The following is a 14501-nucleotide window of genomic DNA, read 5'->3' on the forward strand; positions in this document are numbered from 1 at the left end:
AACGCGTGTGCCCATCCGCGACCGGGTCCGGCCCGTGGGACACCCGGGTCAGCCGGACACCCCTAGTGGCAGAGCCGTGCCTCGTGCTCCGCGTGGCCGACCGGCTCCAGCTGGAAGGTGCAGTGCTCCACGTCGAAGTGGTCGCCCAGGCACCCCTGCAGCTCGTGCAGCATCTTCTCGTGGCCGATCGCGTTCAGCACGTCCGAGCGCACCACCACGTGCGCCGACAGCACCGGCATCCCCGAGGTGATCGTCCAGGCGTGCAGATCGTGGACGTCCCGCACCCCGTCCAGGGCGACGATGTGGGCCCGTACCTCCGCCATGTCGACGTCCTTGGGGGCCGACTCCAGCAGCACGTCGAGCGTCTCGCGCAGCAGCTTCAGCGTACGCGGCACGATCATCAGGCCGATGAGCAGCGAGGCGATCGGGTCGGCCGCCTGCCAGCCGGTGGTCAGGATCACCACCGCCGAGACCAGCACCGCGACCGAGCCCAGCGCGTCCGCCGCCACCTCCAGAAACGCCCCGCGCACGTTGAGGCTCTCCGACTGGCCGCGCATCAGCAGCGTGAGCGAGATCATGTTCGCGACCAGGCCGAAGGCGCCGAACCAGATCATCAGCCCGCCCTCGGTCGGGGCCGGCGTGAAGAACCGCTGCACCGCCTCGTACAGGACGTAGCCGCCCACCCCGAGCAGCAGCAGACAGTTGGCGAGCGCGGCGAGGATCTCGGCGCGGGCGTACCCGAAGGTGCGGTGCGCGCTCGCGGGCCGGTTGGCGAAGTGGATGGCGATCAGCGCCATACCGAGGCCCACCGCGTCGGTCGCCATGTGCGCGGCGTCCGCGATCAGCGCGAGGGAGTCCGCGAGCACCCCGCCGACGATCTCGACCACCATCACGGCGAGGGTGATCCCCAGCGCGACGCAAAGTCTGCCGCGGTACGCCGCGGCGGCCGTACCGGTGGTCGGCGCATGCGCGTGCGCATGGCCGTGGTCGTGCCCAGCCCCCATGGAAGCAGCCCTCCTGTGTTCGCCCGGGATCACAGTGAACTACGGGTGGGGGGTATCCGGCAACGCGGCACTGAACACCGTTGTCATGTGCCCTGACCTGCGGAAACGAAGTGCAGGTCAGGGCGCCCTCACCTGGTCGGAGCCAGCCCCGTGCCGTGGTGCAGCCGCCAGCCCCGCCACGCGGACTCGACCATCTCGCGTACCCCGCGCCGGGCGGTCCATCCCAGCTCGCTCGCGGCCAGTCCGGCCGAGGCGACCGCGCGCGGCGCGTCCCCCGGGCGGCGCCCCTCGACGAGCGCCGGCCGGGTGTCCCCGGTCACCTCGCCGATCAGCGTGACCAGCTCACGCACCGAGACGCCCTCGCCCCGGCCGATGTTCACCGTCAGATCCCCGGCCGCGTCCGGCGCGGACAGCCGCCGGGCCGCCGCGAGATGCGCCTCGGCCAGGTCCGCGACATGGATGTAGTCCCGCACGCAGGTGCCGTCCGGCGTCGGGTAGTCGTCGCCGAAGATCCGCGGGGCCTCGTCCCGGGTGAGCCGGTCGAAGACCATCGGGACGATGTTGAAGACCCCGGTGTCCGCCAGCACCGGCTCCGCCGCCCCGGCCACGTTGAAGTAGCGCAGACAGGCCGTCGTCATGCCGTGCGCCCGCCCCGCCGCCCGCACCAGCCACTCCCCGGCGAGCTTGGTCTCGCCGTACGGGTTCACCGGGGCGCACGGGGTGTCCTCCGTGATGAGGTCCACGTCCGGGTTGCCATAGACGGCCGCGGAGGAGGAGAACACGAACCGGCGCACACCGGCCCCGGCGACCGTCTCCAGGAGCGTGGCGAGGCCGCCGACGTTCTCCCGGTAGTAGAGAGTGGGCCGCGCCACCGACTCGGCCACCTGCTTGTGCGCGGCCAGGTGCACCACGCCCGTCACGCCGTGCTCGCCGAGGACGTGCTCCACCAGGGCGGCGTCGAGCGACGAGCCCTCGACGAACGGCACGTCCGCCGGCAGCCGGGCCGCCACCCCGGCCGAGAGGTCGTCCAGGACGACGACGCGCTCCCCGGCGCCGGTCATGGCGCGCGCCACATGTGCCCCTATGTATCCGGCTCCGCCGGTGATCAGCCACGTCATGGCCGACCACCCTATGCCGACGCCCCGGCACCGCCTGCAATGTCCCCGATGTCCGCTCTGGGGGGCGCGGTTTGTGGGCCGGGCCGCCGATCACCGATGATGATCTCGGCAAAGGCCGGTTCGAGCGAGCTGCGAACCGTGGGTCCGACGGTGCCGAGCCGCGTGGTCGGACCGTCTTGATGGGAGCTGAACGGCCGGTGAACACGGCCTTCCCGGCATCCGATAGCCTCTGCCGACAATGCCGCCCGCCCGGCCTCGCCCGGAGCACCCCACGGGCGCCCCCATGCTGCACACGACCGGCGCGGACGCGTCGGGCCCCAGGGAGTGAGTTCGGTTGTCGACCGCCATCCTCACCGGTCAGCCGGTTCCCGGATCGTCGCTCGAAGGCGACCTGCGGTCCCTCGGCTTCGACGTCCGGCTCGCCGCCGACGCCGCGGACGCCGAGAGCCTGCTCGCCGCGGTGCCGGCCCAGGAACGGGTCGCCGTCGTCGACGCCCGCTTCGTGGGCCACCCGCACGCGCTGCGCCTCGGCCTCACCGACCCCCGCTTCCCGCTCGCCGCGGTCCCGGGCGCGCTCACCGCGCAGCCCGCCGAGCGCACGGCCCTCACCCGCGCGCTGGCCCACGAGAACGCCGTGAGCGGCGGCACCGCCCATGGGGGTGCCCCCGCGCGCACGACGTCGAGCGTGGGGGATGTCGACTGCCTCGCCGACCGGGTCGTCGGCGTCCTGGTCGCCGACGGGGCCGACGTCCACCGCCCCGAGCTGGGCAGCCTGGTCGCCGAGGTCCCCACCGACCCCCAGGCCCGCAACGAGGCACGGCAGGCCGTGGCCGCCGTCGACGACGAGGCCGTACGCCTGAAGTCGGCCGTGAAGGCCCGCGACGGGTTCTTCACCACCTTCTTCATCAGCCCGTACTCCCGCTACATCGCCCGCTGGTGCGCCCGCCGCGGCCTCACCCCGAACCAGGTCACCACCGCCTCCCTGATCACCGCGCTCGTCGCGGCCGGGTGCGCGGCCACCGGCACCCGGGCCGGCTTCGTCGCCGCGGGCCTGCTGCTGATCGCGTCCTTCGTCCTGGACTGCACCGACGGCCAGCTCGCCCGCTACTCCCTGCAGTACTCCACGCTCGGCGCCTGGCTGGACGCCACCTTCGACCGGGCCAAGGAGTACGCCTACTACGCCGGACTCGCGCTCGGCGCGGCCCGGGGCGGCGACGACGTCTGGGCCCTGGCCCTGGGCGCGATGATCCTCCAGACCTGCCGGCACGTCGTGGACTTCTCCTTCAACGAGGCCAACCACGACGCCACCGCCAACACCAGCCCCACCGCCGCCCTCTCCGGCAAGCTCGACAGCGTCGGCTGGACGGTCTGGGTGCGGCGGATGATAGTCCTGCCCATCGGCGAACGATGGGCCATGATCGCCGTCCTGACGGCCGTCACCACTCCTCGCATCACCTTCTACGCCCTGCTGATCGGCTGCGCCTTCGCCGCGACCTACACCACGGCCGGCCGCGTGCTGCGCTCGGTGACCCGCAGGGCGAAGCGCACCGACCGGGCGGCGCGGGCGCTGGCGGACCTCGCCGACAACGGGCCGCTCGTCGGCGCGCTCGCCCCGCTCCTCAAGGGCCGCGGCCCCCACCTGGCGCCGCTCAGCGCCGCCGTCGGCGCCGCCGCGATGGTGACCGCGGCCTGGGCCTGGGGCCCGAGCTGGTGGGTCGTGCTGCTGGCTGGCCTGTACGTCCTGACCTCGGCCGAAGCCGTCTCCCGCCCCCTCAAGGGCGCCCTCGACTGGCTGGTCCCCCCGATCCTGCGCGCCGGTGAGTATCTGACCGTCCTGGTCCTGGCGGCCGAATCGGATGTGAACGGAGCGCTTCCGGCAGCTTTCGGACTGGTGGCCGCCGTCGCCTACCATCACTACGACACGGTGTACCGCATCCGCGGTGACGCCGGAGCGCCGCCGGCCTGGCTGGTGCGCGCCATCGGGGGGCAGGACGGGCGGACGCTGCTCGTCGCCGTGCTGGCAGCGCTGCTCACCGCGGCGCAGTTCACGGTCGCGCTCACGGCCCTGGCCGTGGCCGTCGCCCTCGTGGTGCTCGTCGAGAGCATCCGCTTCTGGGTCTCCGCAGGGGCCCCAGCCGTACACGATGAAGGAGAACCCGCATGATCGGCCTCGTGCTGGCGGCCGGCGCCGGACGGCGTCTGCGCCCCTACACCGACAGCCTGCCCAAGGCGCTGGTGCCGGTGGGGCCCGCGGGCATAGAGGGCGAGCCCACGGTCCTGGACCTGACGCTCGGCAACTTCGCCGAGATCGGCCTGACCGAGGTCGCGGTCATCGTCGGCTACCGCAAGGAGGCCGTGTACGCGCGCAAGGCGGCCCTGGAGGAGAAGTACGGCCTCAGGCTCACGCTCATCGACAACGACAAGGCCGAGGAGTGGAACAACGCCTACTCCCTGTGGTGCGGCCGTGACGCCCTCAAGGACGGCGTGATCCTCGCCAACGGCGACACCGTGCACCCGGTCTCCGTCGAGAAGACTCTGCTCGCCGCCCGCGGCGAGGGCAAGCGGATCATCCTCGCGCTGGACACCGTGAAGTCGCTGGCCGACGAGGAGATGAAGGTCGTCGTCGACCCCGAGCGGGGCATGACGAAGATCACCAAGCTGATGGACCCCGCCGAGGCCACCGGCGAGTACATCGGCGTCACCCTCATCGAGGGCGACGCCGCCCCCGAGCTGGCCGACGCGCTCCGGGCCGTCTGGGAGACCGACCCGCAGCAGTTCTACGAGCACGGCTACCAGGAGCTGGTCAACCGCGGCTTCCGGATCGACGTGGCGCCGATCGGCGACGTCCAGTGGGTCGAGATCGACAACCACGACGATCTCGCCCGCGGACGGGAGATCGCGTGCCAGTACTGACCCGGCTCATCCCCTCACCGCTCGTCGTGGACATCCGCCCGGGTGCCCTCGACGACCTGGGATGCGTCCTCGCCGACGAGCGCATCTCGCACTCCGGCAAGCTCGCCGTCGCCGTCAGCGGCGGCTCCGGCGCCCGGCTGCGCGAGCGGCTCGGCCCCTCCCTGCCCGGCGCCACCTGGTACGAGGTCGGCGGGGGCACCCTCGACGACGCGGTCCGGCTGGCCGGCGCCATAAAGGCCGGCCACTACGACGCGGTCGTGGGCCTGGGCGGCGGCAAGATCATCGACTGCGCGAAGTTCGCCGCGGCACGGGTCGGCCTCCCGCTGGTCGCCGTACCGACGAACCTCGCGCACGACGGCCTGTGCTCGCCGGTCGCCACCCTCGACAACGACGCGGGGCGCGGCTCCTACGGGGTGCCCAACCCCATCGCGGTCGTGATCGACCTCGACATCATCCGCGAGGCCCCGGTGCGCTTCGTGCGGGCCGGCATCGGCGACGCGGTGTCGAACATCTCGGCCATCGCGGACTGGGAACTGGCCAACCGGGTCAAGGGCGAGAAGATCGACGGCCTCGCCGCCGCGATCGCCCGCCAGGCCGGCGAGGCCGTACTGCGCCACCCGGGAGGCATCGGGGACACCGACTTCCTCCAGGTGCTGGCCGAGGCGCTGGTGCTCAGCGGCATCGCCATGTCGGTGTCGGGCGACTCCCGCCCGTCCTCCGGCGCGTGCCACGAGATCAACCACGCCTTCGACCTGCTCTTCCCCAAGCGTGCCGCCGCCCACGGCGAGCAGTGCGGCCTCGGCGCGGCCTTCGCGATGTACCTGCGCGGAGCCCACGAGGAGTCCGCCTACATGGCCGAGGTGCTGCGCAGGCACGGGCTGCCGGTGCTGCCGGAGGAGATCGGCTTCACGGTGGACGAGTTCGTCCGCGTCGTGGAGTTCGCCCCAGAGACCCGGCCCGGCCGCTACACGATCCTCGAACACCTCGACCTCACGACCGAACAGATCAAGGACATCTACACCGACTATGTCAAGGCCATCGGTAGCTGAACTCCGTCCGGTCGTCCACCCCCCGGGGGTGAAGGACCGGCGCAGCGGTGAGCACTGGATGGGACGCCTCTACATGCGTGAGGTGTCCCTGCGGGTCGACCGCTACCTGGTCAACACCAGGGTCACGCCCAACCAGCTCACGTACCTGATGACCGTCTTCGGCGTGCTCGCCGCCCCGGCTCTGCTGGTGCCGGGGATCGCGGGCGCCGTGCTCGGCGTGTTCTGCGTCCAGATGTATCTGCTGCTGGACTGCGTCGACGGCGAGATCGCCCGCTGGAAGAAGCAGTACTCGCTGAACGGCGTCTACCTCGACCGGGTCGGCGCCTATCTGACCGACGCCGCCGTGCTCGTCGGCTTCGGCCTGCGCGCCGCCGACCTGTGGGGCGAGGGCCGGATCGACTGGCTGTGGGCCTTCCTCGGCACGCTCGCCGCGCTCGGCGCGATCCTGATCAAGGCCGAGACGGACCTGGTCGGCGTCGCCCGGCACCAGGGCGGGCTGCCCCCGGTGAAGGAGGCGGCGTCCGAGCCGCGCTCCTCCGGCATGGCACTGGCCCGCAGGGCCGCCGCCGCGCTCAAGTTCCACCGGCTGATCCTCGGCATCGAGGCGTCCCTGCTGATCCTGGTCCTGGCGATCGCGGACCAGGCGCGCGGCGACCTCTTCTTCACCCGGATCGGCGTCGCCGTCCTGGCCGGCATCGCGCTCCTGCAGACCCTGCTGCACCTGGTGTCCATCCTCGCCTCCAGCAGGCTGAAGTGAGCGGCGCCATGAAGGTCGGCGCGGTCGTCATCACGATGGGCAACCGCCCCGACGAGCTGAGAGCCCTGCTCGACTCGGTCGCCAAGCAGGACGGCGCCCCGGTCGAGGTCGTGGTGGTCGGCAACGGTTCGCCCGTCCCGGACGTCCCCGAGGGCGTCCGCACGGTCGAGCTGCCCGAGAACCTCGGCATCCCCGGCGGCCGCAACGTCGGCATCGAGGCCTTCGGGCCCGGCGGCCGCGACGTGGACATCGTGCTCTTCCTCGACGACGACGGCCTGCTGGCCCACCACGACACCGCCGAGCTGTGCCGGCAGGCCTTCGCGGCCGACCCCCGGCTCGGCATCATCAGCTTCCGCATCGCCGACCCGGACACCGGCGTCACCCAGCGCCGCCACGTCCCCCGGCTGCGCGCCGCCGACCCGATGCGCTCCTCCCGGGTCACCACCTTCCTCGGCGGCGCCAATGCCGTCCGTACGAAGGTCTTCGCAGATGTGGGTGGACTGCCGGACGAGTTCTTCTACGCCCACGAGGAGACCGACCTCGCCTGGCGGGCCCTCGACGCGGGCTGGATGATCGACTACCGGTCCGACATGGTGCTGTACCACCCCACGACCGCGCCCTCCCGGCACGCGGTCTACCACCGGATGGTCGCCCGCAACCGCGTCTGGCTGGCCCGCCGCAACCTGCCCGCCCCGCTGGTCCCCGTCTACCTCGGGGTCTGGCTGCTGCTCACCCTGGTGCGGCGCCCCTCGCGGTCCGCGCTCAGGGCGTGGTTCGGCGGCTTCCGGGAAGGCTGGACCACACCGTGCGGTCCGCGCAGGCCCATGAAGTGGCGTACGGTGTGGCGGCTGACCCGACTGGGCCGGCCCCCGGTGATCTGACAAGCTCGTCCCTGAGGGCTCCCCGGGCCGTTCGGCGGGCCCCCCGGCTCATGCCAGCCCCGTCAAGGCTGTGCATCGCGAAGACGAAAGTTTCCTACTTGTGAGTGAGACAACGCATGACGGCGGAGTCGCGGTGAGCGCGCCCCCGTCGCCCGACGAGGGCCTGACAGGCGCCCAGCTGGCCGCCAAGTACGGGCTGGCCGTGAGCGGCGCCCGGCCCCCGGTGCGGGAGTACGTCCGCCAGCTCTGGGGACGCCGCCACTTCATCCTGGCGTTCTCCCGGGCGAAGCTGACCGCGCAGTACAGCCAGGCCAAGCTCGGCCAGCTGTGGCAGGTGGCCACGCCGCTGCTCAACGCGTTCGTGTACTTCATGATCTTCGGCGTGCTGCTCAACGCCAGCCGCGGGATGTCCAAGGAGGTGTACATCCCCTTCCTGGTCACGGGCGTCTTCGTGTTCACCTTCACCCAGAGTTCGGTGATGAGCGGCGTCCGGGCGATCTCCGGCAACCTCGGCCTGGTCCGCGCCCTGCACTTCCCGCGCGCCTCGCTGCCGATCTCCTTCGCCCTCCAGCAGCTCCAGCAGCTGATGTACTCGATGCTCGTGCTGTTCGCCGTGGTGATCGGCTTCGGCAGCTACCCGGACGCCTCCTGGCTGCTGATCGTCCCGGCGCTCGTCCTGCAGTTCTGCTTCAACACCGGTCTGGCGCTGGTGTTCGCCCGGGCCGGCTCGAAGACCCCGGACCTCGCGCAGCTGATGCCGTTCGTGATGCGTACCTGGATGTACGCGTCCGGCGTGATGTTCTCCATCCCGGTCTTCCTCGCGGACAAGCCGCAGTGGGTGGCGAACATCCTCCAGTGGAACCCGGCGGCCATCTACATGGACCTGATGCGCTTCGCGCTCATCGACGAGTACGGCTCCCAGAACCTCCCCGACCACGTCTGGGCGGTCGCGGTCGGCTGGGCCCTGCTGTTCGCGGTCGGCGGCTTCCTGTACTTCTGGAAGGCGGAGGAGAGGTACGGCCGTGGCTGACCAGGTACCGGGGCAGCGCATCCCCACCGTCATCGCCGACGACGTGCACATCGTGTACCGCGTCAACGGCGCCAAGACCGGCAAGGGCAGCGCCACCGCCGCCCTCAGCCGCATCATCAAACGCGGCGAGGAACGGGGCGTGCGCAAGGTGCACGCGGTGCGCGGCGTCTCCTTCGTCGCCTACCGGGGCGAGGCCATCGGGCTGATCGGCTCCAACGGCTCCGGCAAGTCCACCCTGCTGCGCGCCATCGCCGGCCTGCTGCCGCCGGAGAGCGGCAAGGTCTACACCGACGGCCAGCCCTCGCTGCTCGGCGTCAACGCGGCCCTGATGAACGACCTGACCGGTGAGCGCAACGTCATCCTCGGCGGACTCGCCATGGGCATGTCCCGCGAGCAGGTCAAGGAGCGCTATCAGGAGATCGTCGACTTCTCCGGCATCAACGAGAAGGGCGACTTCATCACCCTGCCGATGCGCACCTACTCCTCCGGCATGGCGGCCCGGCTGCGGTTCTCCATCGCCGCGGCCAAGGACCACGACGTCCTGATGATCGACGAGGCCCTGGCCACCGGCGACCGCAAGTTCCAGAAGCGCTCCGAGGAACGCATCAGGGAGCTGCGCAAGCACGCGGGCACGGTGTTTCTGGTCAGCCACAGCAACAAGTCGATCCGCGACACCTGCGACCGCGTGCTGTGGCTGGAACGCGGCGAACTGCGCCTCGACGGCCCCACCGAAGAGGTCCTCAAGGAGTACGAGAAGTTCACGGGCAAGTAGCGCCCGAATCGGCCGGGGCCCTGCCGGAACTGTCCGGCAGGGCCCCGCGTCTGCAAAGGAAACGTCAACTCCGGCCGCGCTGCGGAATCTTGACACCAATCGGTGTGTTGTTGTGATGTGCAGGACACCCCCGCGAACCACGCTGCGTTGTACAACGTAAGCTGTACGGGTCCCGAAACGCGTCAAGTAGGGCGATAATACGCGACACCCTCCGTCGGAACGGCCGGGCGGCGTGTCCGAAATAGTGTGTCTTGGGTCAGCGGTGTAGAACGGGAGATGTGACGGCAATGGTGACGGAAACTCCCCAGCTCAACGCGGTGTGTGCCGTCACCGTCCCGGGCGGTCCGCGGTGACGGCGCCCGCCTCTCCCCGCGTCGGGGACCCGGAGCGCGGCACCCTCGACAAGGCCGCCGACGAGAACTTCCCCGTCGCCCCCTTCTTCCTCCCACGCGCCTGGCGCGACGACCTCATGGCCGTGTACGGCTTCGCCCGGCTCGTCGACGACATCGGCGACGGCGACCTCGCCCCCGGCGGTGCCGACGCCCGCCTCCTCGGCGTTTCGGCCACCGACGCCGACGACCGCTTGGTCCTGCTGGACGCCTTCGAGGCCGACCTGCACCGCGTCTTCGACGGCGAGCCCCGCCACCCCCTGCTGCGCCGCCTGCGCTCCACGGTCCGCCGCCGCTCCCTCACCGCCGAGCCGTTCCTGGACCTGATCGCCGCCAACCGCCAGGACCAGCTCGTCACCCGCTACGAGACGTACGACGACCTCGTCGCCTACTGCGAGCTGTCCGCCAACCCCGTCGGCCGGCTCGTCCTCGCCGTCACCGGCGCCTCGACCCCCGAGCGGATCCGCCGTTCCGACGCGATCTGCACGGCGCTCCAGATCGTCGAACACCTCCAGGACGTGGCCGAGGACCTCGGCCGCGACCGCGTCTATCTGCCCGCCACCGACATGAAGCGCTTTCACGTCCGGGAGGAGGACCTCGCGGCGAGCACCGCGGGCGCGTCGGTGCGCGCACTGGTCGCGTACGAGGCGCAACGCGCCCGCGACCTCCTGAATGAAGGCGCCCCTCTGGTGGGTAGCGTCCACGGCAGGCTGAGGCTGCTGCTGGCCGGGTTCGTGGCGGGGGGACGGGCGGCGATCCACGCGATCGCCGCCGCCGAATACGACGTACTTCCCGGCCCGCCCAAGCCCGGCAAGCTCCGGCTGCTGCGTGAGGTGGGCGTGACCCTGCGAGGAGAGGGGTGATCCGGACCGTGGAGTCGTCACCGCACGTGTCCGCGCCGGTACTCGCCGCCTACAGCTACTGCGAGGCCGTCACCGGGCAGCAGGCCCGGAACTTCGCCTACGGCATCAGGCTGCTGCCCACACCCAAGCGCCGCGCGATGTCGGCGTTGTACGCGTTCTCGCGCCGCGTCGACGACATCGGCGACGGCGCGCTGGCCGACGACGTCAAGATCGCCCGGCTCGAGGACACCCGCGCGCTGCTCACCCGGGTCCGCGAGGGCCGGGTCGACGAGGACGACACGGACCCCGTCGCGGTCGCCCTCGCCCACACCGCCCGCGCCTTCCCGGTGCCGCTCGGCGGCCTGGACGAACTGATCGACGGCGTGCTGATGGACGTACGCGGCCAGACCTACGAGACCTGGGACGACCTGAAGGTGTACTGCCGCTGTGTGGCGGGCGCCATCGGACGGCTCTCGCTCGGCGTGTTCGGCACCGAACGCGGCGCGCGCGGCGGCGAGCGCGCCCCCGAGTACGCCGACACGCTGGGGCTCGCGCTCCAGCTGACCAACATCCTCCGGGACGTCCGTGAGGACGCGGAGGGCGGGCGCACCTATCTGCCCGCCGACGACCTCGCGAAGTTCGGCTGCTCGGCCGGGTTCGACGGGCCGACACCGCCGGAGGGCTCCGACTTCGCGGGCCTCGTGCACTTCGAGGTGCGACGGGCCCGCACCCTCTTCGCCGAGGGCTACCGGCTGCTGCCCATGCTCGACCGGCGCAGCGGCGCCTGTGTCGCCGCCATGGCCGGCATCTACCGCCGGCTCCTCGACCGCATCGAGCGCGACCCCGGGGCCGTGCTGCGCGGCCGGGTCTCGCTGCCCGGCCGGGAGAAGGCGTACGTCGCCGTGCGCGGACTGTCCGGGCTGGACGCCCGGCATGTGTCGCGGCGGACCGTCAGGAGGCACACCTGATGGACGCGACGGGCGACAAAGCGGTCCAAGGCGACGCGGCCGGAGGAACCCAAGAAAAGCGGCACGCAACCCTCCGCTCCGGCGCGGCGTCCCTGACTGCGACGACCGGCCGTGCAGAGTTCAAACATCACGGCCGGTACGCAGGGGAGGGTGCACGATGAGCGACGAGCGGCTCTCGGACGCCCCGGAAGGGTCCGGGCCGGCCGGGTCCTCCGGGCGCACCGCCGTGGTCGTCGGCGGCGGGCTCGCCGGCGTGACCGCCGCGCTCGCGCTCGCCGACGCGGGGGTCCGCGTCACCCTGCTCGAAGGCCGGCCCCGCCTCGGCGGACTCGCCTTCTCCTTCCGGCGCGGCGAGCTGACCGTCGACAACGGCCAGCACGTCTACCTGCGCTGCTGCACCGCCTACCGCTGGTTCCTCGACCGCATCGAGGGCAGTGCGCTGGCACCCTTGCAGGATCGTCTCGACGTGCCCGTCGTCGATGTCGCCAGGCCCGCGGGGCGGCGGCTCGGCCGGCTGCGGCGCGACGCGCTGCCCGTCCCCCTGCACCTGGGGCGCAGCCTCGCCACGTACCCGCACCTCTCGCTCGCCGAACGCGCCAGGGTGGGCCGGGCCGCGCTCGCGCTCCAGGGGCTCGACCTCGCCGATCCGGCGCTGGACGCCCAGGACTTCGGCAGCTGGCTGGCCGCGCACGGCCAGTCGGCACGCGCCGTCGAGGCCCTGTGGGACCTGGTCGGGGTCGCCACCCTCAACGCGGTCGCGGGCGACTCCTCGTTGGGGCTCGCCGCGATGGTGTTCAAGACCGGTCTGCTGTCCGACCCCGGCGCGGCCGACATCGGCTGGGCGCACGTCCCCCTGGGCGAACTGCACGACCGGCTGGCCCGCAAGGCGCTCGACTCCGCGGGCGTCCGTACCGAGGTCCGTACACGCGTCACCTCCGTCTCCCCCGACGAGAACGGCTGCTGGAACGTTCAGGTTCCCGGCGAGACACTCACCGCGGACGCCGTCGTCCTCGCCGTACCCCAGCGCGAGACGTACGACCTGCTGCCCGCCGGGGCCCTCGACGCGCCCGAGCGGCTGCTGGAGATCGGCACCACGCCGATCCTCAACGTCCATGTCGTCTACGACCGCAAGGTGCTGGACGCGCCCTTCCTCGCCGCGCTCGGCACACCCGTGCAGTGGGTCTTCGACCGCACCGACGCCTCCGGACTGCGCGCGGGCCAGTACCTCGCCCTGTCGCAGTCGGCCGCGCAGGACGAGATCGACACGCCCGTCGCCGAGCTGCGCGAGCGCTATCTGCCCGAACTTCAGCGGCTGCTGCCGGGCACGCGCGGCGCCGAGGTGAGGGACTTCTTCGTGACCCGGGAGCGCACGGCCACGTTCGCCCCCGCCCCCGGCGTCGGGCGCCTGCGGCCCGGCGCCCGCACCAAAGCCCCCGGCCTGTACCTGGCCGGTGCGTGGACCGCCACAGGGTGGCCCGCGACCATGGAGAGTGCGGTCCGCAGCGGCGTGAGTGCGGCGGACGCCGCCCTGAGCGCCCTCGGCCGGCCCCGACCAACCCGCCTCTTCGCTGTCGAGGAGGCGGCCTGATGCTCGATCAGCACGGCTCGGCACACCCCCGCACCCCCTCCGGTACCGCTACAAGAGGAGAAACTGTGCCCACTGTGCCCCCGGCCTCGCCGGCCGCTCGCAGGACCGCGGTGGATGTGGCCGCGCTCCTGGAGCGCGGCCGCACGCTGGCCACTCCGGTGCTCCGGGCGGCCGTCGACCGACTCGCGCCGCCCATGGACACGGTCGCCGCCTACCACTTCGGCTGGATCGACGCCCAGGGCAAGCCGACCGACGGCGACGGCGGCAAGGCCGTGCGCCCCGCGCTCGCCGTGCTCTCCGCCGAGGTCACCGGCGCGTCCCCCGAGACGGGCGTGCCCGGCGCGGTCGCCGTCGAGCTGGTCCACAACTTCTCCCTGCTGCACGACGACCTGATGGACGGCGACGAACAGCGCCGCCACCGCGACACCGTCTGGAAGGTGCACGGCCCCGCCCAGGCCATCCTGGTCGGCGACGCCCTGTTCGCCCTCGCCAACGAGGTCCTCCTCGAACTCGGCACGGTCGAGGCCGGCCGCGCCACCCGCCGGCTCACCACCGCCAGCCGCGCCCTGATCGACGGCCAGGCCCAGGACATCTCCTACGAGCACCGCGACCGCGTCAGCGTCGAGGAGTGCCTGGAGATGGAGGGCAACAAGACCGGCGCCCTGCTGGCCTGTGCCAGCTCCATCGGCGCCGTCCTCGGCGGCGCCGACGAGCGCACGGCCGACACCCTGGAGAGGTACGGCTACCACCTCGGCCTGGCCTTCCAGGCCATCGACGACCTCCTCGGCATCTGGGGCGACCCCGAGGCCACCGGCAAGCAGACCTGGAGCGACCTGCGTCAGCGCAAGAAGTCCCTGCCGGTCGTGGCCGCGCTCGCGGCGGGCGGCTCCGCCTCCGAGCGGCTCGGCGAGATCCTCGCCGCCGACGCCAAGAGCAGCGAGTTCGCGACCTTCTCCGAGGAGGAGTTCGCGGCCCGCGCCGCGCTCATCGAGGAGGCCGGCGGCCGTGAGTGGACCGCCGAGGAGGCGCGTCGTCAGCACACCATCGCCATCGAAGCCCTGAACGCCGTCGACATGCCCGAACAGGTGCGGGCCCGGTTCACGGCGCTCGCCGACTTCGTCGTCGTACGAAAGAGATGATCACTATCGGTCGAATAGTCCTCGCGTAGTCGCCGGCCGGTGCAGCGAGGG

Annotated in this window: 14 protein-coding genes; 12 read left to right on the top strand and 2 right to left on the bottom strand. The window is 72.0% G+C overall.

Annotated elements, in window-relative coordinates; translation table 11 throughout:
- Positions 1 to 62: 62 nt before the first annotated feature.
- Both ACZ6D7_RS08615 and galE read right to left on the bottom strand, forming a co-directional pair.
- Entirely contained in the window at positions 63 to 1004 is a 942-nt protein-coding gene (locus tag ACZ6D7_RS08615) for a cation diffusion facilitator family transporter (RefSeq protein ID WP_469485563.1), read from the bottom strand.
- Positions 1005 to 1132: 128 nt separating this feature from the next.
- Positions 1133 to 2122 carry a UDP-glucose 4-epimerase GalE gene (galE, locus tag ACZ6D7_RS08620; RefSeq protein ID WP_469485566.1) on the bottom strand — a complete coding sequence of 330 codons (990 nt, stop codon included), beginning with the start codon at positions 2120 to 2122 and terminating at the stop codon, positions 1133 to 1135.
- 334 nt (positions 2123 to 2456) lie between these two features.
- Here galE and ACZ6D7_RS08625 point away from each other — a divergent pair, with 334 nt between their 5' ends.
- The 12 genes from ACZ6D7_RS08625 (at position 2457) to ACZ6D7_RS08680 (ending at position 14450) form a co-directional block, all read left to right on the top strand.
- A complete protein-coding gene (locus tag ACZ6D7_RS08625) occupies positions 2457 to 4286 on the top strand; it encodes a DUF5941 domain-containing protein (protein WP_469485568.1) in 1830 nt (609 codons plus the stop codon).
- Positions 4283 to 5035 carry a phosphocholine cytidylyltransferase family protein gene (locus tag ACZ6D7_RS08630; RefSeq protein ID WP_469485571.1) on the top strand — a complete coding sequence of 251 codons (753 nt, stop codon included), beginning with the start codon at positions 4283 to 4285 and terminating at the stop codon, positions 5033 to 5035. Before ACZ6D7_RS08625 ends, ACZ6D7_RS08630 begins: the two co-directional genes overlap by 4 nt.
- The gene (locus ACZ6D7_RS08635; protein ID WP_469485574.1) at positions 5023 to 6084 is read left to right on the top strand and encodes an iron-containing alcohol dehydrogenase family protein; all 1062 of its coding nucleotides are present in this window, start codon (positions 5023 to 5025) and stop codon (positions 6082 to 6084) included. Before ACZ6D7_RS08630 ends, ACZ6D7_RS08635 begins: the two co-directional genes overlap by 13 nt.
- Positions 6062 to 6841, top strand: coding sequence for a CDP-alcohol phosphatidyltransferase family protein (locus tag ACZ6D7_RS08640; protein ID WP_469485576.1), 780 nt, complete (start codon positions 6062 to 6064; stop codon positions 6839 to 6841). The genes ACZ6D7_RS08635 and ACZ6D7_RS08640 overlap by 23 nt, the downstream gene beginning before the upstream one ends.
- An 8-nt stretch (positions 6842 to 6849) precedes the next feature.
- On the top strand, positions 6850 to 7722 hold the full coding sequence (locus ACZ6D7_RS08645; protein WP_469486036.1) for a glycosyltransferase family 2 protein: 873 nt from the start codon (positions 6850 to 6852) through the stop codon (positions 7720 to 7722).
- Positions 7723 to 7822: 100 nt separating this feature from the next.
- On the top strand, positions 7823 to 8752 hold the full coding sequence (locus tag ACZ6D7_RS08650) for an ABC transporter permease (RefSeq protein ID WP_469485579.1): 930 nt from the start codon (positions 7823 to 7825) through the stop codon (positions 8750 to 8752).
- Positions 8745 to 9524 (top strand): ABC transporter ATP-binding protein, encoded by a 780-nt coding sequence (locus ACZ6D7_RS08655; protein WP_469485584.1) that lies wholly within the window; start codon positions 8745 to 8747, stop codon positions 9522 to 9524. The genes ACZ6D7_RS08650 and ACZ6D7_RS08655 overlap by 8 nt, the downstream gene beginning before the upstream one ends.
- A gap of 349 nt (positions 9525 to 9873) precedes the next feature.
- Positions 9874 to 10776, top strand: a complete 903-nt coding sequence (gene hpnC / locus ACZ6D7_RS08660; RefSeq protein ID WP_469485587.1) for a squalene synthase HpnC — start codon at positions 9874 to 9876, stop codon at positions 10774 to 10776.
- Positions 10773 to 11723 (top strand): presqualene diphosphate synthase HpnD, encoded by a 951-nt coding sequence (hpnD, locus tag ACZ6D7_RS08665; protein ID WP_469485590.1) that lies wholly within the window; start codon positions 10773 to 10775, stop codon positions 11721 to 11723. The genes hpnC and hpnD overlap by 4 nt, the downstream gene beginning before the upstream one ends.
- A complete protein-coding gene (locus ACZ6D7_RS08670; RefSeq protein ID WP_469485593.1) occupies positions 11723 to 11884 on the top strand; it encodes a DUF6380 family protein in 162 nt (53 codons plus the stop codon). Before hpnD ends, ACZ6D7_RS08670 begins: the two co-directional genes overlap by 1 nt.
- On the top strand, positions 11881 to 13311 hold the full coding sequence (hpnE, locus tag ACZ6D7_RS08675; RefSeq protein ID WP_469485596.1) for a hydroxysqualene dehydroxylase HpnE: 1431 nt from the start codon (positions 11881 to 11883) through the stop codon (positions 13309 to 13311). Before ACZ6D7_RS08670 ends, hpnE begins: the two co-directional genes overlap by 4 nt.
- A 74-nt stretch (positions 13312 to 13385) precedes the next feature.
- Positions 13386 to 14450, top strand: coding sequence for a polyprenyl synthetase family protein (locus tag ACZ6D7_RS08680; RefSeq protein ID WP_469486040.1), 1065 nt, complete (start codon positions 13386 to 13388; stop codon positions 14448 to 14450).
- Positions 14451 to 14501 lie beyond the last annotated feature (51 nt).

It is taken from the genome of Streptomyces sp. NPDC041784 (assembly GCF_055591025.1).

Bases quoted from the DNA above. Each gene is read 5' to 3' on its own strand.
- ACZ6D7_RS08615 (WP_469485563.1), bottom strand. From the start codon at position 1,004: ATGGGGGCTGGGCACGACCACGGCCATGCGCACGCGCATGCGCCGACC.
- galE (WP_469485566.1), bottom strand. From the start codon at position 2,122: ATGACGTGGCTGATCACCGGCGGAGCCGGATACATAGGGGCACATGTG.
- ACZ6D7_RS08630 (WP_469485571.1), top strand. From the start codon at position 4,283: ATGATCGGCCTCGTGCTGGCGGCCGGCGCCGGACGGCGTCTGCGCCCC.
- ACZ6D7_RS08640 (WP_469485576.1), top strand. From the start codon at position 6,062: ATGTCAAGGCCATCGGTAGCTGAACTCCGTCCGGTCGTCCACCCCCCG.
- ACZ6D7_RS08645 (WP_469486036.1), top strand. From the start codon at position 6,850: ATGAAGGTCGGCGCGGTCGTCATCACGATGGGCAACCGCCCCGACGAG.
- ACZ6D7_RS08670 (WP_469485593.1), top strand. From the start codon at position 11,723: ATGGACGCGACGGGCGACAAAGCGGTCCAAGGCGACGCGGCCGGAGGA.
- hpnE (WP_469485596.1), top strand. From the start codon at position 11,881: ATGAGCGACGAGCGGCTCTCGGACGCCCCGGAAGGGTCCGGGCCGGCC.